At 70.6% G+C, this 25,477-nt stretch carries 25 protein-coding genes; 16 read left to right on the top strand and 9 right to left on the bottom strand.

Going from position 1 to position 25,477, the window contains the following annotated elements:
• Positions 1-6: 6 nt before the first annotated feature.
• Positions 7-777 carry a helix-turn-helix transcriptional regulator gene (locus J5V96_RS16730; protein WP_208505585.1) on the bottom strand — a complete coding sequence of 257 codons (771 nt, stop codon included), beginning with the start codon at positions 775-777 and terminating at the stop codon, positions 7-9.
• Between the two features lie 103 nt (positions 778-880).
• Here J5V96_RS16730 and J5V96_RS16735 point away from each other — a divergent pair, with 103 nt between their 5' ends.
• The 6 genes from J5V96_RS16735 to dnaB all read left to right on the top strand — a co-directional run bounded on the left by J5V96_RS16735 (position 881) and on the right by dnaB (position 5,551).
• Positions 881-1,678: a class I SAM-dependent methyltransferase gene (locus tag J5V96_RS16735; protein ID WP_208505587.1), complete on the top strand. Its 798-nt coding sequence runs from the start codon at positions 881-883 to the stop codon at positions 1,676-1,678.
• Between the two features lie 181 nt (positions 1,679-1,859).
• The gene (gene rpsF, locus J5V96_RS16740; RefSeq protein WP_208505589.1) at positions 1,860-2,222 is read left to right on the top strand and encodes a 30S ribosomal protein S6; all 363 of its coding nucleotides are present in this window, start codon (positions 1,860-1,862) and stop codon (positions 2,220-2,222) included.
• A 5-nt stretch (positions 2,223-2,227) separates the two neighbouring features.
• On the top strand, positions 2,228-2,740 hold the full coding sequence (locus J5V96_RS16745; RefSeq protein WP_208505590.1) for a single-stranded DNA-binding protein: 513 nt from the start codon (positions 2,228-2,230) through the stop codon (positions 2,738-2,740).
• Between the two features lie 56 nt (positions 2,741-2,796).
• The gene (gene rpsR, locus J5V96_RS16750; protein WP_208505593.1) at positions 2,797-3,051 is read left to right on the top strand and encodes a 30S ribosomal protein S18; all 255 of its coding nucleotides are present in this window, start codon (positions 2,797-2,799) and stop codon (positions 3,049-3,051) included.
• Positions 3,052-3,062: 11 nt separating this feature from the next.
• A complete protein-coding gene (gene rplI, locus J5V96_RS16755) occupies positions 3,063-3,518 on the top strand; it encodes a 50S ribosomal protein L9 (RefSeq protein WP_208505595.1) in 456 nt (151 codons plus the stop codon).
• Between the two features lie 650 nt (positions 3,519-4,168).
• Entirely contained in the window at positions 4,169-5,551 is a 1,383-nt protein-coding gene (gene dnaB, locus J5V96_RS16760) for a replicative DNA helicase (RefSeq protein ID WP_208505598.1), read from the top strand.
• Between the two features lie 107 nt (positions 5,552-5,658).
• On the opposite strand, the gene J5V96_RS16765 is transcribed toward dnaB, so the two are convergent.
• Positions 5,659-6,111 carry a winged helix-turn-helix transcriptional regulator gene (locus tag J5V96_RS16765; RefSeq protein ID WP_208505600.1) on the bottom strand — a complete coding sequence of 151 codons (453 nt, stop codon included), beginning with the start codon at positions 6,109-6,111 and terminating at the stop codon, positions 5,659-5,661.
• 116 nt (positions 6,112-6,227) lie between these two features.
• Between J5V96_RS16765 and J5V96_RS16770 the strand changes: the two genes are divergently transcribed.
• The gene (locus tag J5V96_RS16770) at positions 6,228-6,935 is read left to right on the top strand and encodes an SDR family oxidoreductase (RefSeq protein WP_208505602.1); all 708 of its coding nucleotides are present in this window, start codon (positions 6,228-6,230) and stop codon (positions 6,933-6,935) included.
• A gap of 80 nt (positions 6,936-7,015) precedes the next feature.
• Positions 7,016-7,858 (top strand): MBL fold metallo-hydrolase, encoded by an 843-nt coding sequence (locus J5V96_RS16775; protein WP_208505605.1) that lies wholly within the window; start codon positions 7,016-7,018, stop codon positions 7,856-7,858.
• Positions 7,859-7,949: 91 nt separating this feature from the next.
• On the opposite strand, the gene J5V96_RS16780 is transcribed toward J5V96_RS16775, so the two are convergent.
• Genes J5V96_RS16780 through J5V96_RS16795 form a run of 4 tightly spaced genes read right to left on the bottom strand, consistent with a single transcriptional unit; the run spans position 7,950 to position 12,876 of the window.
• Positions 7,950-8,774 carry an ABC transporter six-transmembrane domain-containing protein gene (locus tag J5V96_RS16780; protein ID WP_208505607.1) on the bottom strand — a complete coding sequence of 275 codons (825 nt, stop codon included), beginning with the start codon at positions 8,772-8,774 and terminating at the stop codon, positions 7,950-7,952.
• A gap of 34 nt (positions 8,775-8,808) precedes the next feature.
• On the bottom strand, positions 8,809-10,167 hold the full coding sequence (locus J5V96_RS16785; protein WP_236015055.1) for a flavin monoamine oxidase family protein: 1,359 nt from the start codon (positions 10,165-10,167) through the stop codon (positions 8,809-8,811).
• A 37-nt stretch (positions 10,168-10,204) separates the two neighbouring features.
• Positions 10,205-11,332, bottom strand: a complete 1,128-nt coding sequence (locus J5V96_RS16790) for an FAD-dependent oxidoreductase (protein ID WP_208505611.1) — start codon at positions 11,330-11,332, stop codon at positions 10,205-10,207.
• A 23-nt stretch (positions 11,333-11,355) separates the two neighbouring features.
• Positions 11,356-12,876, bottom strand: coding sequence for an MFS transporter (locus tag J5V96_RS16795; protein WP_307793743.1), 1,521 nt, complete (start codon positions 12,874-12,876; stop codon positions 11,356-11,358).
• A gap of 135 nt (positions 12,877-13,011) precedes the next feature.
• On the opposite strand from J5V96_RS16795, the gene J5V96_RS16800 reads away from it, so the two are divergent.
• The 3 genes from J5V96_RS16800 (at position 13,012) to J5V96_RS16810 (ending at position 15,231) form a co-directional block, all read left to right on the top strand.
• On the top strand, positions 13,012-13,683 hold the full coding sequence (locus J5V96_RS16800; RefSeq protein WP_208505615.1) for a TetR/AcrR family transcriptional regulator: 672 nt from the start codon (positions 13,012-13,014) through the stop codon (positions 13,681-13,683).
• Positions 13,680-14,543: a serine hydrolase domain-containing protein gene (locus J5V96_RS16805; protein WP_208505617.1), complete on the top strand. Its 864-nt coding sequence runs from the start codon at positions 13,680-13,682 to the stop codon at positions 14,541-14,543. Before J5V96_RS16800 ends, J5V96_RS16805 begins: the two co-directional genes overlap by 4 nt.
• Positions 14,544-14,649: 106 nt before the next feature.
• Positions 14,650-15,231 carry a dihydrofolate reductase family protein gene (locus J5V96_RS16810; RefSeq protein WP_208505619.1) on the top strand — a complete coding sequence of 194 codons (582 nt, stop codon included), beginning with the start codon at positions 14,650-14,652 and terminating at the stop codon, positions 15,229-15,231.
• Between the two features lie 82 nt (positions 15,232-15,313).
• Here the strand turns inward: J5V96_RS16810 and J5V96_RS16815 are convergent, their stop codons facing one another.
• Together J5V96_RS16815 and J5V96_RS16820 are read right to left on the bottom strand one after the other, a co-directional pair.
• The gene (locus J5V96_RS16815) at positions 15,314-16,618 is read right to left on the bottom strand and encodes a D-arabinono-1,4-lactone oxidase (RefSeq protein ID WP_208505621.1); all 1,305 of its coding nucleotides are present in this window, start codon (positions 16,616-16,618) and stop codon (positions 15,314-15,316) included.
• Positions 16,615-17,769, bottom strand: a complete 1,155-nt coding sequence (locus J5V96_RS16820; RefSeq protein ID WP_208505623.1) for an amino acid deaminase/aldolase — start codon at positions 17,767-17,769, stop codon at positions 16,615-16,617. Before J5V96_RS16820 ends, J5V96_RS16815 begins: the two co-directional genes overlap by 4 nt.
• 236 nt (positions 17,770-18,005) lie before the next feature.
• Here J5V96_RS16820 and J5V96_RS16825 point away from each other — a divergent pair, with 236 nt between their 5' ends.
• From J5V96_RS16825 to J5V96_RS16840, 4 genes are all read left to right on the top strand, one after another.
• Entirely contained in the window at positions 18,006-19,241 is a 1,236-nt protein-coding gene (locus J5V96_RS16825; RefSeq protein WP_208505666.1) for an ABC transporter substrate-binding protein, read from the top strand.
• Positions 19,238-20,161, top strand: coding sequence for a carbohydrate ABC transporter permease (locus J5V96_RS16830; protein WP_208505625.1), 924 nt, complete (start codon positions 19,238-19,240; stop codon positions 20,159-20,161). The genes J5V96_RS16825 and J5V96_RS16830 overlap by 4 nt, the downstream gene beginning before the upstream one ends.
• On the top strand, positions 20,161-21,042 hold the full coding sequence (locus J5V96_RS16835; RefSeq protein WP_208505626.1) for a carbohydrate ABC transporter permease: 882 nt from the start codon (positions 20,161-20,163) through the stop codon (positions 21,040-21,042). The genes J5V96_RS16830 and J5V96_RS16835 overlap by 1 nt, the downstream gene beginning before the upstream one ends.
• Before the next feature lie 98 nt (positions 21,043-21,140).
• Complete coding sequence (locus tag J5V96_RS16840; RefSeq protein WP_208505629.1) at positions 21,141-22,829, top strand: glycoside hydrolase family 13 protein; 1,689 nt, start codon at positions 21,141-21,143, stop codon at positions 22,827-22,829.
• Between the two features lie 76 nt (positions 22,830-22,905).
• On the opposite strand, the gene J5V96_RS16845 is transcribed toward J5V96_RS16840, so the two are convergent.
• Positions 22,906-23,805 carry a J domain-containing protein gene (locus J5V96_RS16845; protein WP_208505631.1) on the bottom strand — a complete coding sequence of 300 codons (900 nt, stop codon included), beginning with the start codon at positions 23,803-23,805 and terminating at the stop codon, positions 22,906-22,908.
• A gap of 1,266 nt (positions 23,806-25,071) precedes the next feature.
• Between J5V96_RS16845 and J5V96_RS16850 the strand changes: the two genes are divergently transcribed.
• Positions 25,072-25,477: YdeI/OmpD-associated family protein (locus J5V96_RS16850; RefSeq protein WP_208505633.1), on the top strand; the 406-nt coding region annotated here is incomplete at its 3' end.

A 25,477-nucleotide genomic window follows, 5' to 3' on the forward strand; every position in this document is an offset into this window, starting at 1 on the left:
ACCGGCTCAGTCGGTGTCGAGCCAGAGCGTCATGCGCAGGCCGTCCTCGGGGAGGTGCAGCACCTCGAAACGGCGCGCGACGACCTCGCCCTCGGGCGTGCGCACGTGTGTGGCCGCCGCGCGGCGGCGGGCCACGATGTGCTCGCCCCACCACTCGGCGAACCGCGGGCTCGCGGACGTGAGCTCGTCGACCAGCGCGCGCAGCGACGGATCCTGCAGGTCTGCGGCGTTCGCCGCGCGCAGGTGCGCGACGGCGCCGCGCGCCAGGTCCTCCCACTCCACGAACACCCGCGGGGCGCGGGGGTCGGTGAGGAGGTAGCGGCAGGTGTTGCGCTGTTCGGGCGGGAGCTCGGCGAAGCCCTCGTACAGCGCGAGCCCGGCGGCGTTCGCGGCGACGACGCCGCTGAGGCGGTCGAGCACGTACGCAGGCCGCGGCGACACCGCATCGACCAGCGCGGTCATCCGCGCCGCGAGATCCGGATCGGCTTCGCGCGGGGCCGGGGCGGGCGGGGCGTCGCGCAGGCGCCGCAGGTGCTCGCGCGCGTCCGGACCCAGGCGCAGCGTGCGCACGAGCGCGTCGATCACCGCATCGCTCGGATGGGTCTCGCGCCCCTGCTCGAGGCGCGTGTAGTAGTCGGCGCTGATGCCCGCCGCGGTCGCGACCTCCTCGCGGCGGAGTCCGGAGATCCGGCGCCGCCCCGCCGCGCCGGGGGTGGGCGGTTCGAGGCGGGCGTCGGTGCGACGCGCGCGCAGGAAGTCGCCCAGTTCGTTCGCCACCTGCGCCCCTCTCGCCGAGCCGTCCGGCGCACGCGGGTGGGTGCGGGACTCCTATGAACAGTACGGTCTTCCTCGGCGCCCGCCCGAGGACGATCGTGGAGGCATGTCCCGCACCTACACCCATGGTCATCACGAGTCCGTTCTGCGCTCGCACCGCTCCCGCACCGCCGAGAACTCGGCCGCCTACCTGCTGCCGCACCTCACGCCGGCCGACCGGCTGCTCGACGTCGGCGCGGGCCCCGGCACCATCACGGCGGATCTCGCGGGCCGGGTCGCCGAGGTCACGGCCACCGAGATCGGCACGGACGAGCTCGGGCTGACCCGCGCGACGGCGGCCGAGCGCGGGGTCGTGAACATCCGGTTCGAGGTGGCGGATGTGCACTCTCTGCCCTTCGAGGACAACACGTTCGACGTCGCGCACGCGCACCAGGTGCTGCAGCACGTGCCCGATCCGGTGCAGGCGCTGCGCGAGATGGCGCGCGTCACCAAGTCGGGCGGCATCGTCGCGGTGCGCGACAGCGACTACGCGGGCTTCATCTGGTGGCCGCAGCCCCCGGCGCTCGACCGCTGGCTCGACCTCTACCGCACCGCCGCGCGCGCGAACGGAGGAGAGCCGGATGCCGGACGCCGCCTGCTGAGCTGGGCGCACGAGGCGGGCCTGACCGACGTCACCGCCACGTCGGCCACCTGGTGCCACGCCGACCCCGAGTCGCGCGCCTGGTGGGGAGGCATGTGGGCCGACCGCATCCTGAACTCGGGCATCGCGGGTCAGTTGGTGGAGTCGGGCCTTGCCACCCGAGCCGACCTCGAGGAGATCTCGGACGGCTGGCGCGAGTGGGCGGCGTCGCCCGACGGCTGGATCTCGATCCCGCACGGCGAGCTGATCATCCGCGTTCCCTGACGCGCCTGGTTCCCCGCGCGGTTCGGACCCCGTCTCCCAGGGTGGCGGGATGCCCCGTCTGCTAGGCTGACGAGGTTGTGTGGACCGCTCGCGCTCTGCGTGCGCCCTCACGACGATGCAACACACCCTCCTGCTGTCGGGAAATGCCCGGCGGCCGAACAAGTCCGAAGGAGGTGGGTAAGTGACGCACCAGTACGAGCTCATGGCCATCCTGCAGCCCGAGATCGACGAGCGCCAGGTTCCCGCGATCGTCGACAAGTTCCTGACGGTGATCACCGAGTCCGGTGGTTCCATCGAGAACATCGACATCTGGGGCAAGCGCCGTTTCGCGTACGAGATCCAGAAGAAGAACGAGGGCATCTACGTCGTCGTCAACTTCACCGCGACGAGCGAGGCCACCCAGGAGCTGGACCGCCAGCTCGGTCTCAACGAGCAGATCATCCGCACCAAGGTGCTGCGCGCTGAGGAGGCCATCGCAATGATCGCCTCCGAGGCGAAGCGTGCCGAGGAGCGCGCTGCTCGCAAGACGGCGGCGAAGGCCTAAGTCCCATGGCCGGCGAAACCGTCATCACCGTCGTGGGCAACCTCACGGCAGACCCCGAGCTGCGTTACACGCAGAACGGCCTGCCCGTGGCGAACTTCACGATCGCCTCGACGCCGCGCAACTTCGACCGCGCGAGCAACGAGTGGAAGGACGGCGAGGCCCTCTTCCTGCGCGCGAGCGTCTGGCGCGAGTTCGCCGAGCACGTGGCGGGTTCGCTGACGAAGGGCATGCGCGTCATCGCGCAGGGCCGTCTGCGTCAGCGCTCCTACCAGGACCGTGACGGCAACAACCGCACCGCCATCGAGCTGGAGGTCGACGAGATCGGCCCCTCGCTGCGATACGCGACCGCCCAGGTCACTCGTGCCGCCGGTGGCGGCGCGGGCGGCGGAAACCAGTTCGGCGGCGCAGCCTCTGCTCCCCGCCAGCAGGTCTCCGAGGAGCCCTGGGCCACGCCCGGATCGACGGGCGCCGACGCATGGAGCACCCCGGGGTCGTTCGGAGACGACACCCCGTTCTGAATTCTCGCCGGATCAGGGACTGATCTCCCCGATCCGCATCTCATAAGGACAAGCAAATGGCTGGAAAGTCGAGCGGCGACCGCCGCAAGCCGCGGAAGGGCGCGAAGAACGCCGCTCCCGCGAAGGCGATCCGCGTTGGCCTCATCGATTACAAGGATGTGGCGACGCTTCGCAAGTTCATCTCGGAGCGTGGAAAGATCCGCGCCCGCCGTATCACCGGTGTGTCGGTGCAGGAGCAGCGACTCATCGCGAAGGCCGTGAAGAACGCCCGCGAGATGGCGCTCCTCCCCTACGCCGGCGCTGGCCGCTAAGGAGAGACATCATGGCAAAGCTGATTCTCATTCATGAGGTCGAGGGCCTGGGCTCCGCCGGCGACATCGTCGAGGTCAAGGACGGGTACGCCCGCAACTACCTCGTTCCGCAGGGCTTCGCCACGGCGTGGACCCGTGGCGGCGAGAAGCAGGTCGCTTCGATCCGTGCCGCTCGCGAGGCTCGCGCCATCGCGACGCACGACGACGCGGTCGCGCTGAAGAACACCCTCGAGGCCTCCAAGGTCAAGCTGGCTGTCAAGGCCGGCGCCGAGGGTCGCCTGTTCGGCTCGGTCAAGACCGGTGACATCGCTGACGCGGTGTCGGCTGCCGGCCTCGGCTCGATCGACAAGCGCAAGGTCACCATCGCCAACCCGATCAAGTCGGTCGGCGAGCACGAGGTCGCCGTGCGTCTGCACGACGACGTCGTCGCGACGATCAACCTGCAGGTTGTGGCGCTCAAGAAGTAATCACTTCTTCGCACTGACGAGGCCCGGGATGCTCACGCATCCCGGGCCTCGTCGTCGTTCTGAGGCGCGCTGAGGAGGCGTCGGCGGGCGCCCGGGCGGACCGGGCCTCGAGGGCCCTCCGCGGCCCGAGGGGAGCCTCTGCGGGGCGCAGGAGGGGTGCCCGGGAGGTCGCAGCCAGCGCGGGCGATCGGGGTGCCCGCGGCGGCGCGAGCAGCTCCCCGGGTGCGGCGTGGGCACCCCGGATTCTCGCCGCATCTCGAGGACACCTGATGTTCACCTGCTCTTGACATACCGGCCCGGAAGGGGTGCGTTTGCGCGGTGCGCTGTCCACAGTCACGGGCGACACGCCGAACCTTCAAGGGAATCTTTAACCACAGCTGTCTCCACAGCCTGTGAGAACAGAAAAGCCCCGGTCAGCATCGACATATCCCCAGAAACTCGTCGGGCGCGTCGCGAGTTTCCACAGGGTGTTTCCACATTCGAACACCGAGTTACCCCCAACGTGTCCACAGAGTTATCCACAGGGGCATTTGATTGTGGAGAACACCGCCCCTAACGTGAACGGGCCGGATGTCGGTGGCCCCTGCTCCAATGGGGGAGCAGCCTGTTCCCGAGGCCCCTGAGCATCCCGTCCCCCCGGAAGGAAACACGTGTCGATCGCCGATATCTCCGACGAGCGCATGGGCGGCCCCCGTGAGCACCGCGAGCACGAGCGCACGCCTCCTCACGACCTCCTCGCCGAGCAGTCCACGCTCGGCGGCATGCTGCTGTCGAAGGACGCGGTCGCCGACGTCATCGAGTCGCTGCGCGGTGCCGACTTCTACATCCCGAAGCACGAGCTGATCTTCGAGGCGATCCTCTCGCTGTACTCGCACGGCGAGCCCACCGACGTCGTCGCGGTCACCGACGAGCTCATCAAGACCGGCGATCTGCAGCGCGCAGGCGGCGCCGACTACCTGCACACCCTCACCTCGATCGTGCCCACGGCGGCCAACGCGGGCTACTACGCCAACATCGTCGCCGAGCGTGCGCTGCTGCGCCGCCTGGTCGAGGCCGGCACCCGCATCGTGCAGTGGGGCTACTCGGGTGAGGGCGAGGCCGTCGACCTCGTCAACAACGCCCAGGCCGAGATCTACTCCGTCACCGGCACCGAGAAGACCGAGGACTACGTGCCCCTCTCCATCGCGGTCGACGCCGCGATGGAGGAGATCGAGGCCGCGGGTGGCCGCGACGGCGGCATGACCGGCGTGCCCACCGGCTTCGCCGAGCTCGACGAGCTCACCAGCGGCCTGCACGGCGGCCAGATGATCGTCGTCGCCGCCCGTCCCGCCATGGGAAAGTCGACGCTCGCGCTCGACTTCGCCCGCGCGGCCGCCATCAAGCACAACATGCCCGCAGTGTTCTTCTCGCTCGAGATGGGCAAGGCCGAGATCGCCATGCGCCTGCTCTCGGCCGAGGGCGCCATCCCGCTGCAGAACATCCGCAAGGGAACGCTCGACTCGCGCGACTGGACGAACGTCGCCCAGACCCGTGGACGCATCCACGATGCGCCCCTGTACATCGACGACAGCCCCAACATGACGCTCGTCGAGATCCGCGCCAAGTGCCGCCGCCTGAAGCAGCGTGTGGGCCTGAAGATGGTCATCATCGACTACCTCCAGCTGATGACCTCCGGCAAGAAGGTCGAGTCGCGTCAGCAGGAGGTCTCGGAGTTCTCTCGTGCCCTCAAGCTGCTCGCGAAGGAGCTGCAGGTGCCGGTCATCGCGCTCTCGCAGCTGAACCGCGGATCCGAGCAGCGCACCGACAAGCGCCCCCAGGTCAGCGACCTGCGCGAGTCGGGATCGATCGAGCAGGACGCCGACATGGTGATCCTGCTGCACCGCGACTCGGTGTATGACAAGGACACCCGCCCTGGCGAGGCCGACCTCATCGTCGCCAAGCACCGCAACGGCCCCACGGCCACCATCGAGGTCGCGTTCCAGGGCCACTTCAGCCGCTTCGCGGACATGGCCCCGGCGAACGACTTCCAGTGATCCCCGGCTTCACCTGGCCCGCACCCGAAGCGGGCCAGGTGACGGGGCTGCGGCGTACTGCCACTTCGGCGTGACCGGCCCTCGCCTAGGCGTCGGCCACGCGGGTGTCAGCCGGCGAGCTGCGCGGGTGCCGACCGGGGGTGGGTGCTCTTGGGGCCGACGGGTCGGCCGCACTCGGCGCAGATGACCTCGGGCGTGAGTTCGGCGCCGCAGTCGTGTTCGATCACGAGCGACGGGCCGCCCGGCACCGGGAGGTGGGTGTCCCCCCAGGAGCGGAGCACGGTGAGCACGGGCGAGAGGCTCCATCCGAGTTCGGTGAGCTGGTACTCGAACCGCGACGGACGCTGCTGATACTCGGAGCGCGTCACGATGCCGTCTGCTTCGAGTTTGCGCAGGCGTGCCGTCAGGATGTCGCGCGGAGCGCCGGTGTACCGCCGGATCTCTTCGAACCGCCGATTGCCGAGGATGATCTCGCGGATCGCCAGCAGACTCCACTTCTCGCCGACGACCTGCAGGGTGCGCGCGATGGGACATTCCCGGACGTCGGTCTGATCAGCCATACCGCCGATTCTACCTAGTCCGTTGGATTTTCCCACCAGTGAGTTGGATTTTCCTACTTACTGGTCTACGGTGATCGTGACGGGTCAGGTGGACCCGCGCGAGAAGGGATCAACTGATGTCCGCACTGCAGGGAGCCGTCGTACTCGTCACCGGCGCGAACGGGGGCCTCGGCACCCATTTCGTGCACCAGGCGCTCGACCGCGGCGCTGCGAAGGTCTACGCCGCCGCCCGCACCCCGCGGGACTGGGCCGACGACCGTATCGTGCCACTGAGGCTGGATGTGACGGATGCCGCATCCGTGCAGGCGGCAGCCGTCGCGGCATCCGACGTGACGCTCGTCATCAACAACGCCGGAGCGAGCAACGGCGCCAGCCTCCTCGCTGACGACCTCACGCCCGCCCGCGAGCTGTTCGAGACGAACTTCTGGGGCGCGCTCGCTGTGACGAACGCCTTCCTCCCCGCGCTGCGCGAGCGCCGCGGAACGGTGCTCAACGTGCTCTCCGTGCTCAGCTGGCTCGCCGTCGGCAACGCGTACAGCGCCACCAAGGCGGCGCTGTGGTCGGCCACCAACATGCAGCGGATCGCACTGGCGGATGACGGCATCCACGTCGCAGCCTTGCACCTCGGGTATGCCGACACCCCGATGACCAGCCACATCAGCGCGCCCAAGCTCGACCCCGCCGATGTCGTCGCGGCAGCCTACGACGGCATCGACGCGGGCGACTACGAGATCCTCGCCGACGACCTGAGCCGCCAGGTGCGCGCCGGCATCGGCGGACCCCTCGATGCCCTTTACCCCGCGCTCGCCCGCACCTCGTCCTGAGCCGCATCGCGCGATCCGTCCTGATTGACCCCATCCCACACATCCGTCGGCGCCGTCGCGCGCCGGGAGAGGACTCACTGATGCCTCAGCTCACGTATGACGTCTTCGTCTGCGACCCGATCCCCCAGGCCATCACGTCGCTCGTACCCAATGGCGAGCGGCGGATGTTCTCGCCGCTGTCGGTGACACTCATCTCGGGCGACGAGGATGCCGTGCTCGTCGATCCGCCGCTCACGGTCGCGCAGGCGGCAGACGTCGCGCGCTGGATCGAGGCGAGCGGCAAGCGGCTCACCCACATCTTCGCGACGCACGGGCACGGCGACCACTGGTTCACGGCGGGCCTGCTCGCCGAGCAGTTCGGTGCTCGCGTCGTGGCGTCGGAGCCGACGATCGAGCAGATGCAGCGCAACGTCGCGATCCGTCCGCAGTTCTGGGACGCCCTCTTTCCGGGCCAGCTGCCCGAAACCGACGTGACGGCGGTGACCGTTCCGGGCGGTGTCATCGAGCTCGAGGGACATGAGCTGCGGATCATCGACGTCGGCCACACCGACACCGACGGCACGAGCATCCTGCACGTGCCGTCGATCGGGCTCGTCGTCGCCGGCGACGTGCTCTACAACAACGTGCACCAGTACCTGCGCGAGGCGCAGGGCGACGGCATCGAGCAGTGGCTGGCCGCGATCGATACGGTCGGGGCGCTCGCGCCCACGCACGTCGTCGCGGGCCACAAGGACAAGACCCGCGATGACGATGCGACGCGGATCAACGCCGAGACCCGGGCGTATCTGCTGACCGCGCGCGAGCAGTTGGAGGTGCAGACGTCGGCGATCGACTACTTCCACGCCATGCTCGCCGCCTACCCCGACCGGCTCAACGCCGGCGCCTTGTGGAGCAGCGCCACGGCCCTCTATCCCGAGTCGTAGGGCGGCACGGCGCAGGCGGGCAAGGTGACGGGGCGCTCGCGATGCCCCGGCCCTGATTCGTCGGGCCGGCGGCGCCCGCGGCGCACTACGACTATGGCGTGATCGGGGCGCGCAGCCGGCCGAGGATGTCCTGGAGTCGCAGGTACTGCTGCCACGATGAGGGCAGGAGTGCGGCGAGCAGCGAGAACTCGACGACGTACATCACAAGTGACAGCATCGACCCGACCTCCATGTCCCGGCCTGATGCGGCGATGACGGCATAGACCTGCAGCGCGGTGGCGAGGATGCCCGATACCAGGAAGGTGACGACGTCCACGTCGGAGATCTTGACCATCCAGCTGTTGAGCAGGGAGACGTGCCGGCGCACGTCCGCCGCATCCGCCCGCTCGATGACCTCGACCTGGTGTTCTGCTTCGTCGTTGTACGCGCGGTTCAACCGGAGTGTGCGGGCAGTGGTGATGGCGTGGACCACGGCGATGGCTGCGGCGACGGCGAGTGCGGCGAAGAACACGCCGAGGTCGAGCGTCGCCAGGAAGGCGAGCACACCCACAAAGGCCAGCACGCTCGCGACCACATCGGGAAGCGAGTACTCGAGGAAATCGACGACCTCTCCGAGCATGGGCACCCGGGCGGCCTTCACCGACAGCGCCGTGTCCTGCTCGGTCACTGCGATCGTCGCGTCGAGCCTCACGGCGGCATAGAAGCGCGCGTCGTGCAGGCGACGGACGACCGCGGCCGCCGCCCCGACGATCCCGGTCGCCGCGAGGAAGATCACGCCTCGTGACGAGCCCTCCACCGAGTCCTGCACGGCAACGCCGATGGCGAACGGCAGCACAACGCCGACGGCCGCCTCGATCGCCACGAGGATGATCGACACCGCCACGCGCCACCCGCGCCCACGAAGCATCGCCCGCATGCTCGAACGCTAGCGGGAGGCGGCCGCCGCCGCTCTACTCCGACGCGGCACCCAGTCGCGCCGCGACCTCGCTGGCCGCCCGCTGCCCCGACAGGATCGCCCCGTTCATCGTCCCCGAGTACTCGTCGGCTGTCTCCGATCCGGCCCAGTGGAGGCGGCCGACGGGTTCGCGGAGGAAGGGGCCGAAAGTTGTCCACGCCTTCGGCGCGACGGCGGGGTTGGGGCCGCCGGGCGCGAAGGTGTCGTTGCCCCAGGAGAAGTCGGTGTAGTCGATGATGCGGCGGGCATCGTCCCCATAGAGGTGCATGAGATGGCGGATGACGCGGCGGGAGCGCTCGTCGCGGTCGAATCCGTCGAATCCCCGGGCGTCGCAGAAGACCATGAGGATGCCCGGGCCGTCGGCGCTGGGGCTGACATCGAAGGTGAGGAAGACGGTCTCGTCATCGGAGACCCCCTCACCGGAGAGGCCGGCATCGCGCCAGAAGGGGCGGTCGTAGGCGACGAACGCCTTGCTGAGCGCGCCCAGGCGCCAGCTTCGGGCCAGGCCGTAGTGCGGCTCCGGGAGCGCGGGGGTGAACTGGATCGAGGACCGGTGCGCGGGCGAAGCCGTCGTGATGACGTACCGTGCCTCGATCGTGCTGTCACTCGTCTCGACACGGACGCGATCTTCGGTGGTCGTCATGCGTTCGACGGGGGCGCCGAGGCGGATCCGGTGACCGAGGGATTCGGCGAGACCCGTGACGAGGGTGAGGGTGGTGCCGAGGACGCGGTCCTGCTGGTCGCCGCCCTCGACGGCGAGCATGTGCTCGAGTCCGCCGAGAGTGCGGATGTAGCGGATGACGTTGAAGAGCGAGACGTCGCCGACGGGAGCGCCCCAGTGCACCATGCACACCATGCCCAGGAACGAGCGTGTTCCCTTGAGTGCTCGCTTCGAGGTGAGCCACTCGCCCAGCGACATGGCGTCGTAATCCCGCGCGCGGGGGTGCTCCCACGCTGCGGACATCGGCAGGCTGTCGGCGAGCTTCTGCAGGGCGTTCGTCACGCGCGTCAGGTCGAGCAGCGTCCACGGCGCCATCGCGGTGAGGCTCTCGACCCTGCGCTTGCCGCCGAACGAGATGACGCCCTTGCCGGTGTGGAACTGCGGGATGAACTCGCGGCCGAGCCGGGCGGCGAGCTCGCGGACGGCGGTGTGCCCGGGCGCGATCCAGGTGGCGCCGGCTTCGACCGAGACGCCGGCGATCTCGGTCGTGTGGATGCGGCCGCCGACGCGATCTCGGCCTTCGAGCACAACGACGTCGTATCCCGCCTGGTGAAGCTGGTCGGCGGCGGTGAGGCCGGCGAGTCCTGCGCCGACGACGGCGACGTCCACGGTCTGGTGAGAGGGGTCGGTCATGATGTCTCCGTTTCCGCAGGGGGAAGGTGAGGAGGGGTCATCCGGCGTGGTAGCTGCGGGTCGGAACATCTGCGGGGCGGGCGGCGAGGGCGGCGCCGATCAGCGACCGATCCGCTGCCACCCGCTGCGCGATCCCGCGGGCGGTGGCGCGCTCGAGGATCCCTGCCGTGAGCAGCTGTGTCGATCGCACGAACGGCCGTGCCCGACGGGCGTAGCGCGCGGCGGCGCCGGCGGGATCGCTCGGAGTTCGTCGCAGCTCGTCGGCGAACAGCGCGGCACCGAGCAGCCCGCCGTGCGCCCCCGCGCCGGAGAGCGGATCGATGCAGTGCGCGGCGTCGCCCAGCAGCACAACGCGGCGTGCGTGCCATCGAGGCGCCCGGACTTGCGCGAACCGTGTCACCTTCATGTCGTCCGACGTTGCCGTGCGCACCGGGTCGACGAACGCGGCGAACTTCGGGCCGGCCGACACGAGCAGATCCGCGGCGATGCGGCGCAGCTGCTGCGGGTCGGTGCGACCGCGGCCCACGTTGATCGAGGTGAGGACGAGCGTCTCGTTGTGGTCGGTGTAGGGGAACACCTGTGCTGCCGCCCCCTTCCCGAGGAGGATGGCTGCCTCTGTCGTGCCCGCGACGCGGCCGGGCACGTTCACCCACAGATTGCGCCGGCCGTTGTCGTAGATGTACGAGCGGTCGATCTCGAGGGTGAGCCGGCGCACGGTGGAGTTCAGCCCGTCCGCGCCGATGATCAGGTCGTAGTCGCCGCGGGTCCCGTCGGCGAAGTGGGCGGTGACGCCATCGAGGGTCTGCTCGATCCCGGACAGTTCCACCCCGAACCGCATCGGCACCCGTGCTGCGGCGAAGCGTGACATCGCGCCGACGACGTCGCCGCGGCGGGCAGAACGGTACCCGTGGGTGGCGATCGTGGTCAGCACCTTCTCCCCGCGGGCGACGGTGATCCTGGCAGTCGGGGTGCTGAGCTCGTTGACCATCTCGGCCGCCCCGATCTGGCGGAACAAGCGCATCGCGGTGCGGTTGAAGAGGATCTGGTACCCACCGGCGTGAGGCTCGGGTGCGCTGTCGATGACGTCGATGTCGTGTCCGTCGTGGGCCAGCATGTGGGCGGCGGCGCTTCCGGCGATGCCGGCGCCGACGACGAGGATTCTCATGATCGTGGGTCTCCGAGGTGGGGTCAGTGCTCGACGGCAGGGGCGCGCTCCCCCTGGGAGGGGATGGCGATCCAGGCGATCACGGCGGCGATGGCGAGCAGGAGCGCGGCGATCACCGAGGTCCACTGCATGCCGACCGTGAACGCGTGCTGCGCCTGTTCGATCGCGGCGAGCACGGCGGGGTCCGCGGTGTCCAGCTGGGTCATCCCGGTCGCGAGGGATTCGTGGAGGTTCGCTGCGGATGTGGCGTCGTCGATGGCGGGCAGGTTCCATCGGTAGAGCGCGAGCTGGACGGATCCGAGCACGGCGATGCCGAGCGCGGCGCCGAGTTCATAGGCGGTTTCTGCGATCGATGACGCGGCACCTGCGCGCTCACGTGGCGCGGCACTGACCACGGCGTCGGTGGTGAGCGTCATCGCGAGGCCGGCCCCGAAGCCGACGATCGCGAAGCCGATGATGATGCCCGCCAGGCCCGTCATGCCCTCTGCCAGGGCCAGGACACCGAGTCCGATGGCGCCGAGGGCGAGCCCGGCGCTGATGGCGCGCCCACGGCCCAGCCGGCCGAGCATGAACCCGGCCAGCGCGATGACCACCATCGACGCGATCGTCGCGGACAGCTCCACCAGCCCCGCCTGCAACGGTCCGAGGCCACGCACGAGCTGCAGGTACTGCGAGAAGAAGAACAGCAGGCCGACGAACGCGAAGATCGACACGGTGTTCGCCAGGACGGCGCCGCTGAACGCGGGGGAGCGGAAGAGCGAGACATCGATGAGCGGCTGCGTGAGTCGTCTCTGGCGGCGCAGGAACCCCCAGCCGGCGAGCAGACCGAGCAGCACGGCAACCGGGACGATCCCGTCCAGCCCGTTCGCGAAGACGTGCTTGATCGCGTAGACGATCGAGACGATCGCGACGAAGGAGAGCAGCGCCGAGAGGAGATCGATGGGCCCGCCCGTGGGGTTCTTCGACTCGGGGAGCAGGAGGATCCCGCCGACCAGCACCAGCAGCATGATCGGCACGTTGATGAGGAAGACGCTTCCCCAGGGGAAGTGCTCGAGCAGAGCGCCGCCCACGATCGGCCCGACGGCCGCACCCGCGGTGGCACCGGCAGCCCATACCGCGATCGCTCGAGTGCGCATGGCCGGATCGGTGAAGAGGTTGCGAACAATCGCGAGCGTCGACGGCATGATCGTCGCGCCACTGATTCCGAGGATCGCACGGGCGAGGATCAGCAGATCCGGCGTGGTCGCGAACGCCGCCAGGAGCGACGACAGCCCGAACCCCGCAGAGCCGATCAGGAGCAGTCGCTTGCGTCCGATCCGATCGGCGAGGTTGCCCATCGTCACCAGCAGCCCCGCCAGCGCGAACGAGTAGATGTCTCCGATCCACAGCAGCTGCGTCGCGGTCGGATTGAGGTCAGCGGTCAGCGCCGGAACCGCGAGGGCGAGCACCGTGCCGTCGATGGCGAGCAGAAGCACGGCGAGGGTGAGGATGCCCAGGGCGGCCCAGCTGCGCGCGGTCACGGGTGGGGGAGTCGGCGAAGTCACACCGCCACCGTAGCCGACTATTTGGTCGGTTAAAGAATGTGAGTAGACTGTTCTCATGGGATGCGCAGGAATGCTGCGCGAACACCTGCCCCTGCGGCCGAGATGTGAGGGCTGCACCGACGAGAGCGAGCGCGGATGGCAAGCCGAGACGAGTCGTCGGAACGCCAGACCCGGAACTCGGAGCGCACCCGTGCGGCGGTGCTCTCCGCCGCCGCCGAGGCGATGGCCGAGCGGGGAACGGGCGTATCGCTCGACCACATCGCCAAGCGCGCCGGCGTCTCCAAAGGGGGATTGCTGCATCACTTCGCCAGCCGTGAAGCCCTCATCGTGGCGCTCGTCGACGATGCGCAGCAGCGTCTGCGCGAGAACGTGCTCAAGCACCTGGATCTGTCGGAGAACACTCCCGGCAAGCTGCTGCGCGCATACGTTCGCGCGCTGACATCCGGATCCGAGGCGACCGTGCAGTACTTCACCGCGGCACCGACTTGGGCAGGGATCTACCAGATCCCGGAGGTCGCGGCCATCGCCGCTGCCGACAGCCGGTGGTGGAATGAGAACCTCGCGGCCGACGGGCTCTCTCCCGCCCAGATCCTCGTTGTGCGCCGCGCCGCCGAGGGACTCGCGGCGGCCGTCGCCTACGGCGACGAGACGCAAGCCGCGGTCACCGAGGCGAGAGCGCTCTTGCTTCACCTCACGAACAACGACTCCTTCCCGGCCGTCGGGCCGGCTGCCGATTCGACGGCGGGCCCGGCGTCGACGGCGGCGGGTGACGGGGATCGCGCCGCCGAGAGGAAGCCCACGCCATGACCTCCGCCGCCACCGCCCTGGAGCGCTTCGTGCGCGGCATCGAGGCCGAGGGGCTGGGTGCCCACGGCGTGCACGTGCTGATCGCCGACGACGAGGCCTCGCACCGCTGGGCGCCGGATGAGCGTGCCGACATCCACTCGGCGGCGAAGGGTGTGTGCGTCATCGCCGCCGGGATCGCCGCGGACGAGGGGCTGTTCGATCTCGACGCCCCTGTCGTGTCGTACCTGCCCGACTTCGCGGTCGGCGAGGGCGTCGACGCCGTGACCGCGCGCCACCTGCTCACGATGACGAGCGGCATCGACCTGACCTGGACGCCGACGCTGTTCGACGACTGGCCCGATCTGGCGCGCGAGTTCCTGAGCCGGCCCGCGCACGGCCGGGTCTCGCAGTACGCCAACGCCAGCACCTACACGGCAATGCGTGCGCTCGGGGCCGTGGTCGGCGACGTGCGCGACTGGCTGGTGCCGCGGCTGTTCGAGCCCCTCGGCATCGACGACCCGCAGTGGGATCGCTGCCCGAACGGGTGGATCAAGGCCGGCGAGGGGCTGCACCTGCGCACCTCCGAGCTGGCCCGCATCGGACGCCTCATCCGGGATCGTGGCGAGTGGCGAGGCACACGACTCGTCGGGGCGCAGTGGATCGACGCCATGCACTCCGACTGGATCGACACGGGCGGGTCGCCGGGCTACGACCGCTACGCCCTCTCGGGCTGGGCCGGACCGGGCGACGCGTGGCGGCTGCACGGCGCGTACGGCCAGCTGCTCGTGTTCAGCGGCAACGCGGTTGTGACCGTCACCGCCGACGAGCACGACGGCGGCTACCGCATGGCCGAACTCGCCGTCGACGCCGTTCGCGCCTGATCCGGCGCCTCGCCGGCGGGGCCTGACCGGCGCTTGTGCCGCCGGACCCATCGGATCCCGCGCGCACCCCGTTGCCGGGCCCGGCCGCCCGGAGCACACTCGGGGCATGGCACAGCTGCTGGTCGACTACATCACGTCGCTCGACGGGTATGGATCCGCGGAGGGATGGCCCGGGCTCTGGGGGATGGGCGGGCCCGACTACTTCTCGTTCCTGGACGAGGACGGCCGGGAGGACTACGCGCTGCTCCTGGGCGCGACCACCTATCGCCTGTTCGCCCGGTTCGCGGAGACGGGCGAGGAGTTCACCGATGAGCTCGCCGCCCGCACCAAGTACGTGTTCTCCCACGGGCTCGACGAACCGCTGGGCCTCGGCGACTCCACGCTCGTGCGCAACGATCCGGTCGCGTTCGTGCGCGAGCTGAAGCAGCGCGACCGGCCGCTCCGCACGATCGGCAGCCCCACTCTCGTGCGCTCGCTGCTCGCCGCCGGGCTCGTCGATCGCTACCGCGTGGTCGTCTTCCCCGTCGTGAACGGCGCCACCGGAGCGGATCGGATCTACGACGGCTGGCCCGACGTCACCTTCGCGGACATCATCACCCGCACCTTCGACGGGCGCCTCCAGCTCTTCGAGGGCACACCGACCCGCTCACCGAGCCCCCCGGATCCAGCGGCTGACGCAAAGGTGTGAGAGATGGCGGCTTCAGGCCCCCTTGGCCGCCATCTCTCATACCTTCTCCGGCCGACGCGACCCGGCCGGCGCGACGCGGGGCCTACCCCAGCACCTGGCGCAGGTAGGGGTTGTCGAAGACGCGATCCGGATCCGTGGCCTCGCGAATCGCACGGAAGTCGTCGAACCGCGCGTAGCGCTCGCGCAGGCGGTCGGCGGTGAGGGTGTGCAGCTTGCCCCAGTGCGGGCGGCCCTCGTGGGCGTCGAAGATCGCCTGCGCGGCCGCGAAGTACCGCTCGTGCGGCCGCCGGAACCACTGATGCACCGCCACGTAGGCGTTCTCGCGCGCGTATCCGGTCGACAGCCAGATGTCGTCGGCCGCCGCGAAGCGCACCTCGATCGGAAAGGCGACGCGCTCGCCGCTGGCGGCGAACCAGCGCTGCAGCTCGGCGATGACATCGGGCAGCGCGTCGCGGGGCACCGCCCACTCCGACTCGACGAACCGCACCCGACGCGGCGACACGAACACGTCGTGCGAGTGATCGACGTACTCGCGGGGGGAGAGGGCGGATCCGCTGATCCGGTTGATCCGGGGAATCCAGGCGGGCACCGCGGCGCCCACGGCGTTGACCGCCCCGAACACGCCGTTGCTCAGGATCTCGTCGTCCCAGAGGTGCCGGATCCGTGCGACGGGACGCAGCGGGGTGCCCTGCGCGACCCGGTTGTTGCGCTTGACCAGCGCCGACTCCGTGTGGGGGAACCAGTAGAACTCGAAGTGATCGTCGCCGAGGAAGCCTGCGAGACCCTCCAGCACCTCGGGCAGGCGCATCGGCTGCTCCACGGCGTGCAGCGCGAAGGCCGGCACGCACTGCAGCGTCACCTCGGTGATCACCCCGAGCGCCCCGAGCGACACCCGCGCCGCATCGAACCACGGGTGGGCCTCGTCGATCTCGACCACCTCGCCCGCGCCGGTCACGAGCTGCAACCCGACCACTGCGTGCGCGATGCCGCGCGCCCGAGCGCCCGTGCCGTGCGTGCCGGTCGAGATCGCGCCCGCCACCGACTGCGGATCGACGTCGCCCATGTTGGGCAGCGCGAGCCCGAGCGCGCGCAGCTGCGGCCCCAGCGCGTGCAGCGAGATGCCCGCCTGCACACGCACGCGGCCCGACTCGGGGTCGTGCCACCGCACCGTCGACATCCCGTCGAGCCGCAGCTGCGCGCCGTCGGTGGCCGCGATGCCGGTGAACGAGTGCCCGGCGCCGAGCGGCTTCACCGTGGTGCCGGCCGCCCGTGCCTCGGCCACGATCTCTGCGACCTCGGCGGTCGACGAGGGGCGAATCATCCGGCTCGGCTGCGCGTACTGGTTGCGGGCCCAGTTGCGCCACGGGGCGGGGGAGGCTGCGCTCATCCGAAGTTCCATCCCTCGCCGCGGTACGTGGGCACGGAGGTCACGCCGTCGCCCTCGACCAGCGCCACGGCGTCGAACCGCTCGCATAGCTCGCCCGCCTTCGCGTGACGCCACAGCACGCGGTCGCCGACCCGCAGCGCCCGCGCGGCGGCTCCGCGCAGCGGTGTCTGCACCTCGCCCGTGCCCTCCGACCCGATCAGCTCGAGGCGCTCGGGCCACACCGGCGTCGGCACGCGCGTGCCGCCGGCGGGCCCCGAGGCGATGTATCCGCCGCCGAAGCACGTGGCGATGTCGGGCGCCGGGCGCCGCACCACGTCGAGCGCGAAGAACGCGGCCGGATGCGCCTGGAACGCGTCGTACCGGTCGAACAGGGTCGGGGCGAACAGGCCGGATCCGGCGGTCAGCTCGGTGACGGAGGGATCGGATCCGGTGCGCTCGAGACTGCCGGTGCCGCCCGCGTTCACGAACCGGAGGGGCGCGACATCGCGCACCGCGGCGACGACCGCCGCCCGGCGCTCAAGGAGCTCGGCGTGCGAGCGCCGCTTCACCAGGCGCACGGCGGGGGAGGTGTCGGGGAGCCCCGCGATCTGCGCGTCGTAGAACATCAGGCCGTCGAGCTCGACGCCGGGCGTCACGACCACCGCCCGCGCGAGCGCGACGGCGTCGGCGACCTCGTGCACCGGCGAGCGCCGCACGCCCAAATGCGCCGGCCCGATCCGCAGCGAGGCGTCGATGTCGAGGCACACGCGCACGGGGTTCGCGGTGCTCGCGCCGGCGGCGGCGATCAGCGAGAGGTGCTCGGGGCTGTCGACCATCACCGTGATCCGGGCGCGGTGCTCGTCGCTCGCCGCGAGCTGCGCGAGCGCCTCGCGATCGACGCTGGGGTAGGCGAGCAGGATGTCGGCGACACCGCGGGCGCTCAGCCAGAGCGACTCGCGCAGCGAGTAGGTCATGGCGCCCGCCCATCCGGGCCGCCGCAGCACCTCCTCGATGAGCGAGCGCACCCGCACCGACTTCGTCGCCACCCGCACGGGCAGCCCGCCCGCGCGGCCGACGAGCTGATCCGCGTTCGCCCGCAGCCGCTCGGCGTCGACGATCGCGAGCGGCGCGGGCAGGTGCGCGGTGGCGTGCAGGAGCGCCTCGGGTGTCATCCCCTCACCCTCGTGCCCACCCGCGCGCGAACGCAAGCACCCGGCTCCGCCCAGACGCGCCGCCGCCCGCCCGCCCCTGCCCGAACCCGACGCCCGTGTCAATGCCCTCCCGCTCGCGCCCGCCGCGTCGTTGACTCGACGCACCGAGGGATCCACGGGGCGAAGGAGACGGCGTGGCCAGACGAGGCGGGGCGCGTGCGGTGGCCGGTGGGGCGGCGCTTGTGCTGACGGCGGCGATGCTGGCGGGCTGCAGCGCGGACGGGCGCGAGACGATCCGGTTCGCCTTCAGCAAGCGCGAGGCGCTGGACTTCATGCAGGGGCTCATCGACGAGTACCACGCGTCGCAGAACGAGGTGCGCGTCGAGATGGACACCTCCGGCATCGACGTGGTGTCGGCGAGCTTCGTGCGCGGCAACCCGCCCGACCTGATGCTGTCGAACTACAACTACGAGACCGCCCGGTACGTGCAGCGGTGCGCGCTGACCGATCTGTCCGATACGGATGCCGCCGCGACGGTGCGCGAAGATCTGGAGCCCCTCATGGCGCAGTACGGCTCGTGCGAGGGCCGCACGAGCGCGCTGCCCTATTCGGTGATGGCCGCATCCGTCATCTACAACCGCGATCTGTTCGAGCAGAACGGCGTCGAGGTGCCGCAGACCTGGGACGAGCTGATCGCCGCGTGCCAGACGTTCGAGGCGGCGGGCATCACCCCCATCTACGGCACGTTCAAGGACGACTGGTCGGTCGGGCAGGGCTGGTTCGACTACTCGGCGGGCGGATCGCTGGATGTGATCGACTTCTTCAACCGGCTCGCCGAGCAGGGCGCCGACGTCGGTGCCGACTCGGAGGTCTCGTTCCAGAAGGACTTCGCCGATCCGATGGCCCGGATGATCGAGCTCACCGAGTACGTGAACGACGACGCGGCGACGCGCGCGTACGGAGACGGCAACCTCGCCATGGCCAAGGGCGAAGCCGCCATGTACCTGCAGGGCCCGTGGGCGTTCGGCGAGATCGCCAAGACCAGCCAGGACGTGGCCCTCGGCACCTTCCCGCTGCCGATGACGGACGATCCGGACGACCTGGCGGTGCGCGTCAACATGGACCTCGCCGCGATGATCCCGGTCGAGGCGGCGCATCCGGATGCCGCGCGAGACTTCCTCGAGTTCCTCTACGAGCCGGAGCACATCCAGGAGTACAACGCCTCGCAGCTCGGCTTCGCGCCCACGCAGGACGCTCCGCCGCCGGACGATCCGCGCATCGAGGGCATGATCGCGTACTACGACGAGGGCCGGGTCTACCAGGGGCCGTCGGTGCTCGTGCCGCGCACGATCCCGATGAACAGCTACGCGCAGGCGATGGTGCTCGGTGAGGACACGGATCGGATGCTGCGCACGATCGACGCGGATTGGGCGCGGCTCGCCTTCCGCGCGCCTGCACCGCGCACTGACGAGACGAAGGAGGCCGGCGAATGAGCGCGACCACTCCCGCGATGGCTCCCGCCCCGCCTCGGGCAACCGCGCCGCCGCCCCGGAACCGGCGCCGTGTGGAGCCGATCTACTATCTCTTCCTGCTGCCCACGGTGATCCTGTTCACGCTCGCGATCACCCTGCCGGGAGTGATCGGCATCTTCTTCAGCTTCACCGACTCGATCGGCATCGGCGAGTGGAGCTTCAACGGGTTCACCAACTACATCGCCCTGTTCAGCGATCCCGCGGTCGTGCAGAGCTACCTGTTCACGTTCGGGTTCTCGGTCGCCACGGTGCTCGTCGTGAACGTCGTGGCGTTCCTGCTGGCGGTCGGCCTGACATCGAAGATCCGGCTGAAGACGGCCCTGCGCACGATCTTCGTGATCCCGATGGTGATCTCGGGCATCATCATCGCCTACGTCTTCAACTTCCTCTTCTCGAACTCGCTTCCCGCGGCGGGCTCGTCGCTGGGCATCCCGTGGCTGTCGTCGAGCCTGCTCGCGAACCCGGATCTCGCGTGGATCGCGATCGTGATCGTGACGGCCTGGCAGGCCATCCCGGGCACGCTGCTCATCTACATCGCCGGCCTGCTGTCGGTGCCGGGCGAGGTCTACGAGGCGGCCGACATCGACGGCGCGTCCAAGACTCAGCAGCTCACGCGCATCACCATCCCGCTCGTCGCCGGCTACGTCGTGATCAACGTCATCCTGGGGTTCAAGGGCTTCCTCAACGCCTACGACATCATCGTCGGCCTCACCAACGGCGGCCCGGGCACGGCCACCCGCAGCGTCGCGATGACGATCGTGCAGGGCTTCTTCGGCGGCGACTACGCCTACCAGATGGCCAACGCCACGATCTTCTTCATCGTGGCCGTGCTCATCTCACTGCTGCAGCTCTCGCTCACTCGCGGAAGGAGCGCGTTCTGATGTCCGAGGTCCCCACCACCACCCGCACAGTGGTCGCCGGCGGGCGCGGCCGCGTCGGCGCCGAGCGCGTCAACTGGTCCGGAACGATCCTGCTGATCCTGGCGTCGGTGACGGTGTTGCTGCCGCTGTACGCCACCATCACGATGGCCATGAAGACGACCGAGCAGTCGGTCGACGGCAACGCGTTCTCGCTGCCCGCACCGTTCAGCTTCGATGGGTTCGTCGAGGCGTGGAACCTCACGCGGTTCCCCGTCGGCGCGGCGGTCTCACTGTTCGTCACCGCGGGCACCGTGATCGCGACGATCCTGCTCGCCGCCTTCGCCTCGTACGCGATCGTGCGCAACTGGGACCACCGGCTGTTCCGCTACTCGTTCTTCTACCTGCTGGCGGCGATGTTCATCCCGTTCCCCGTGGTCGCGCTGCCGCAGATCCAGCTGACCGGACGCGTCGGGCTCGACAACCCCTTCGGCGTGGTCATCCTCGCCACGATGTTCCAGCTCAGCTTCAGCGTGCTGCTGTTCACCGCGTTCCTGCGCTCGATCCCGATCGAGCTGGAGGAGAGCGCCCGCATCGACGGCGCCACCACGTGGCAGACCTTCTGGCGGCTGATCTTCCCGTTGCTCGCGCCGATGAGCGCCACGGTCGGCATCTTCGCGTTCCTGTACGCGTGGAACGACTTCATGATGCCGTCGCTGATCATCTCGGATCCGGGGATGCAGACCCTTCCGGTGCGCCAGAACCTCTTCCAGAATCAGTTCAGCAGCAACTACAACGTCGCTTTCGCGTCGTACCTCATGGCGATGGCGCCCGCGATCGTGGCCTACCTGTTCACGCAGCGCTGGGTCATGGAGGGCGTCACGCAGGGCGCCGTGAAGGGCTGAGCCCCGCACGGCGGCGACGCCCGCGCGATGCCGCACCACCCGAGCCACCCGAAAACCCGAAGCAGGACCGAACGATCGAGAAGGAGCCCACCGCTCTCATGACAGACGCGCTTCCCGCCGAGACCCCCGAGACCCTCGCGAGCGATCCGGCCACGTGGTGGCGGCAGGCCGTGGTCTATCAGATCTACCCGCGCAGCTTCGCCGACGCGAACGGCGACGGGCTCGGCGACATCCCCGGCATCGTGGCGCATGTCGACCATCTCGCCTCGCTCGGCGTCGACGCCGTCTGGCTGAGCCCCTTCTATCCGTCGGAGCTCGCCGACGGCGGCTACGACGTCGCCGACTACCGCGACGTGGATCCGCGCCTGGGCACCCTCGACGACTTCGACGAGATGGTCGCGGCTCTGCACGCGCGCGACATCAAGGTCGTCGTCGACATCGTGCCCAACCACACCTCGGATCAGCACGCCTGGTTCCAGGAGGCGCTCGCCGCGGGGCGCGGCTCCGCCGCCCGCGACCGCTACCTGTTCCGCGAGGGAACAGGCCCCGACGGATCCGAGCCCCCCACCGACTGGGTCGCGATGTTCGGCGGGCCCGCGTGGCACCGTGTCGAGGACGGCCAGTGGTACCTGCACAACTTCGCGCCCGAGCAGCCCGACCTCAACTGGGACAACCCCGAGGTGCGCGAGGACTTCCTCACGACGCTGCGGTTCTGGTCGGATCGCGGGGTCGACGGCTTCCGCATCGACGTGGCGCACATGCTCACCAAGGACCTCACCGAGCCGCTGCCCTCGCGCGACGAGCTCGCGCTGATCCCGATCGACGGCAATCACCCGCTGATCGACCGCGACGACGTGCACGAGATCTACGCCGACTGGCGCGCGCTGTTCAACGAGTACGACCCGCCCCGCACCGCCGTCGCCGAGGCGTGGGTGGCCTCGCATCGGGTGCCGAAGTACGCCAGCCCCGAGAGCCTCGGGCAGTCGTTCAACTTCGACCTGCTCGAAGCCGACTACGACGCGCCGACCTTCCGGCGCATCATCGCCGACAACCTGGCGCTGGCCGCGGAGTCGGGCTCGTCGAGCACCTGGGTGCTGTCGAACCACGACGTGGTGCGCCACGCCACGCGCTACGGTCTGCCGGCCGAGCTCGCCACGGCGAGCGCTCCCGGCCGCCGCGGCCAGGCGTGGCTGACCGCGGGTGGCGACGAGGCGCTGCTCGACCGCGCCCGGGGCCTGCGTCGCGCGCGGGCGGCGACCCTGCTGCTGCTCGGGCTGCCGGGATCCACCTACATCTATCAGGGCGAGGAGCTCGGCCTGCACGAGGTGGCCGACATCCCCGCCGACCAGCGCCAGGATCCGACGTTCTTCCGCAGCGAGGGCGCCGAGGTCGGGCGCGATGGATGCCGCGTGCCGCTGCCGTGGACCGCCGAGGGGCCCTCGTTCGGGTTCGGATCGGGCCCCGCGCACCTGCCGCAGCCGGCCTGGTTCGCCGAGTGCGCCGTCGACGTGGAGGCGGACGATCCGGCCTCGACGCTGTCGCTCTACCGCCGGGCCCTCGCGCTGCGCCACGAGCTGCAGACCGAGGAGCAGCTCGCATGGCGGCACACCGGCCGCGACGACGTGCTCTGGTTCCAGCGGCCGAACGGCTGGCAGGTGGTCATGAACTTCGGCGACGAGGAGTTCGTGCTGCCGGAGGAGCTCGACATCCTCCTCTCATCGGATGGTGCCACCGCCTCGGTTGTGCCGGCCGACACCACGGTGTGGGCCCGCGCCCCCCTGAGCTGAGGCCGGCGTCCCGGTGCCTCCTCCCACCCCGCCGATGTGAGGCGGTGCGTGGGGCGGAGGCGCCGGATCACGCGGGCTATACGAAGCGGACGGTCGCCTGCAGGCGGGTGCGCACGTCGAACAGCTCGTTGCCCCCGATCGGGCGCGCCCCGGGCACGCCCTGACGCAGCAGGTGCCCCAGCACGCTGCGGCGCACGACGACCACGGGCACACCGCGCACGGCGCCGAGCGGGGTGACCGGCTGCGCGAGCGCGTCATCCGGCAGTACGACGATCGCGCCGCCGAAGCGCACCCTCGCCGCCTTCGCCGCCGCGCGCATGCCGGCCAGCAGCACCGCGACGGGCGTCTCGCCGCGCACGGCCTCGCCGATGAGCTCGCCGCGGCGGAAGCGCACCTCGCCGCCGAAGTCGGCCGACGCGATGCCGTACAGACCCGACGGACTCAGCACGATGTGATCCAGGATGCGGTCGCCCGCCGCGACGCCGTGCCACACCGTGAACCCGATGCCGAGGTGAGCGATCGTGCGGGCGGTGGCCTCCTCTGCCAGCGCGCCGGCGAGAAGGTGGCGCAGGTCATCCGGAGCCGAGCGCACGACGTCCGCGGCATACGGATCGGGAAGCTCCACGCCCGCACCCGCCCATTCGCGCACGAGCTCCACGTACCGCTCGCGGCGCCATCCGCCCGGATGCCCGTGCGACCGCGCGCGCGGACGGGTGTCGGTCTTCGGCGCCTCCGTCGGAGTCACGCGCCACGCCGACTCCTGCCCCGCGCCGCGGTCGTAGGCCGCGCGGGCCTCGATCGTGCCGATCAGCTCCCACGCCCGGCGCACGCGGATGAACGCCGCGTCGTCGCCGCCGGTGTCGGGATGCGTCTCGCGCAGCCGCGCCCGGTAGGCGCGGCGCAGCTCGTCGTCGGACGCGCTCGGCGCGACGCCGAGGATCTCATACGCCGACGCGGACAGCGGACTTGCGGACACCGCCTCAGTATCTCGCGCGCCGCATCGGATCCGGCTGGGTGCGGAGCGCGGGTGCGGGGCGTGGGTGCGTGGGTGCGTGGGCGGGGCGCGGGTTGGGCGTGGGGCGCGGGCGGGGTGGGGCGGCGTGGCGCGCGGGGCGCGGGGGGCGGGGGGCCGGCGCGAGTTGGGAGGGGATCTCGCGTCGGGAGGGTCGTGGGGGCGGATCCGGTCCTCCGGTCGCGGGATGTCCTCCGGTCCCGCGGCGGCGGGGCGCGGGTTGGGAGGGGATCTCGCGTCGGGAGGTTCTTCGGGGCGGATCCGATCCTCCGGTTGCGGGATGTCCTCCGCTTCCGCGGCGGGTGCGGGCGGGTGGGGCGGCGCGGGTTGGGAGGGGATCTCGCGTCGGGAGGGTCGTGGGGGCGGATCCGGTCCTTCGGCCGCGGGATGTCCTCCGGTTCCGGGGGATCCGGGCCCCGCGGAGGCGGGATCGGGGCGCGGGCTGGGAGGGGATCTCGCGTCGGGAGGTTCTTCGGGGCGGATCCGGTCCTCCGGTCGCGGGATGTCCTCCGCTTCCGCGGCGCGGCGCGCGGCGCGTGTGGGGCGGCGCCGGTTGGGAGGGCATCTCTTGTCGGGAGGGGCGCGGGGCGCGGGGCGGGTTGGGAGGGCATCTCTTGTCGGGAGGGGCGCGGGGCGCGGGGCGGGTTGGGAGGGGATCTCGCGTGGGGAGAGTCGTGGGGGTGGATCCGGACCTTCGGTCGCGGGATGTCCTCCGGTTCCGGGGGATCCGGGCCCCGCGGAGGCGGGATCGGGGCGCGGGCTGGGAGGGGATCTCGCGTCGGGAGGTTCTTCGGGGCGGATCCGGTCCTCCGGTTGCGGGATGTCCTCCGCTTCCGCGGCGGGTGCGGGGTGGGGTACGGCAGGATGCGGGCTGGGTGCGGGTTGGGCGGATCGCGCTTGCGGCTTGGGAGGGGATCTCGCGTTCCGAGGGCGCGGGCGCCCGATCCGGCCCTCCGGTTGCTGAGTCTCCTCCGGTTCCGGGGACGGAGGGATCCGGGATACGGGGCGGGGGGCGTGCGGGCGCGGGTTGGGAGGGGATCTCGCGTCGGGAGGGTTGTGGGGGGGCGGATCCGGTCCTCCGGTCGCGGGATGTCCTCCGGTCCCGCGGCGGCGAGCTGCGGGTTGGGAGGGGATCTCGCGTCGGGAGGGTCTCGGAGGCGGATCCGGCCCTCCGGTCGCGGGATGTCCTCCGGTTCCGGGGTGGCGCGGGGCCCGGCGTAGCCTGGCGGCATGACGGCGCTCACCCTCTCGACGACCCTCGAGCCGCACGGGCCGGCCGCGGCGATCCTGCTCACCGAAGAGCAGGTCGCGCAGCTCGGCGGCGGCAAGACGCCGCCCGTGCTCGTGACGATCGGGGATCACACCGGCCGCCTGCGCGTGGGACGCAGGGCAGGCGAGATCATGATCGGCTTCAGCAAGGCCGCCCGCGCCGAGTTCGGCGTCGAGCCGGGCCAGGCCATCGAGGCCCGGATCGAGCTCGACGCCGCCGAACGCACAGTCGACGTACCTGCGGAGCTGGCTGAGGCCCTCGACGGCGCGGGCCTGAGGGCAGCCTTCGACGCGCTGTCCTTCACGCTCCGCAAGGAGGCCGCCCGCTCGGTCGCCGACGCGAAGCAGGAGGCCACACGCCACCGCC

Source organism: Microbacterium stercoris, assembly GCF_017592545.1.
Lineage (GTDB): Bacteria > Actinomycetota > Actinomycetes > Actinomycetales > Microbacteriaceae > Microbacterium > Microbacterium stercoris.

Excerpts from the sequence above, each read along its gene's own strand:
- J5V96_RS16735 (WP_208505587.1), top strand. The coding sequence starts at position 881 with ATGTCCCGCACCTACACCCATGGTCATCACGAGTCCGTTCTGCGCTCG.
- J5V96_RS16745 (WP_208505590.1), top strand. The coding sequence starts at position 2,228 with ATGGCCGGCGAAACCGTCATCACCGTCGTGGGCAACCTCACGGCAGAC.
- rpsR (WP_208505593.1), top strand. The coding sequence starts at position 2,797 with ATGGCTGGAAAGTCGAGCGGCGACCGCCGCAAGCCGCGGAAGGGCGCG.
- rplI (WP_208505595.1), top strand. The coding sequence starts at position 3,063 with ATGGCAAAGCTGATTCTCATTCATGAGGTCGAGGGCCTGGGCTCCGCC.
- J5V96_RS16765 (WP_208505600.1), bottom strand. The coding sequence starts at position 6,111 with ATGGCTGATCAGACCGACGTCCGGGAATGTCCCATCGCGCGCACCCTG.
- J5V96_RS16770 (WP_208505602.1), top strand. The coding sequence starts at position 6,228 with ATGTCCGCACTGCAGGGAGCCGTCGTACTCGTCACCGGCGCGAACGGG.
- J5V96_RS16775 (WP_208505605.1), top strand. The coding sequence starts at position 7,016 with ATGCCTCAGCTCACGTATGACGTCTTCGTCTGCGACCCGATCCCCCAG.
- J5V96_RS16780 (WP_208505607.1), bottom strand. The coding sequence starts at position 8,774 with ATGCGGGCGATGCTTCGTGGGCGCGGGTGGCGCGTGGCGGTGTCGATC.
- J5V96_RS16785 (WP_236015055.1), bottom strand. The coding sequence starts at position 10,167 with ATGACCGACCCCTCTCACCAGACCGTGGACGTCGCCGTCGTCGGCGCA.
- J5V96_RS16790 (WP_208505611.1), bottom strand. The coding sequence starts at position 11,332 with ATGAGAATCCTCGTCGTCGGCGCCGGCATCGCCGGAAGCGCCGCCGCC.
- J5V96_RS16800 (WP_208505615.1), top strand. The coding sequence starts at position 13,012 with ATGGCAAGCCGAGACGAGTCGTCGGAACGCCAGACCCGGAACTCGGAG.
- J5V96_RS16805 (WP_208505617.1), top strand. The coding sequence starts at position 13,680 with ATGACCTCCGCCGCCACCGCCCTGGAGCGCTTCGTGCGCGGCATCGAG.
- J5V96_RS16810 (WP_208505619.1), top strand. The coding sequence starts at position 14,650 with ATGGCACAGCTGCTGGTCGACTACATCACGTCGCTCGACGGGTATGGA.
- J5V96_RS16815 (WP_208505621.1), bottom strand. The coding sequence starts at position 16,618 with ATGAGCGCAGCCTCCCCCGCCCCGTGGCGCAACTGGGCCCGCAACCAG.
- J5V96_RS16820 (WP_208505623.1), bottom strand. The coding sequence starts at position 17,769 with ATGACACCCGAGGCGCTCCTGCACGCCACCGCGCACCTGCCCGCGCCG.
- J5V96_RS16825 (WP_208505666.1), top strand. The coding sequence starts at position 18,006 with ATGCTGGCGGGCTGCAGCGCGGACGGGCGCGAGACGATCCGGTTCGCC.
- J5V96_RS16830 (WP_208505625.1), top strand. The coding sequence starts at position 19,238 with ATGAGCGCGACCACTCCCGCGATGGCTCCCGCCCCGCCTCGGGCAACC.
- J5V96_RS16835 (WP_208505626.1), top strand. The coding sequence starts at position 20,161 with ATGTCCGAGGTCCCCACCACCACCCGCACAGTGGTCGCCGGCGGGCGC.
- J5V96_RS16840 (WP_208505629.1), top strand. The coding sequence starts at position 21,141 with ATGACAGACGCGCTTCCCGCCGAGACCCCCGAGACCCTCGCGAGCGAT.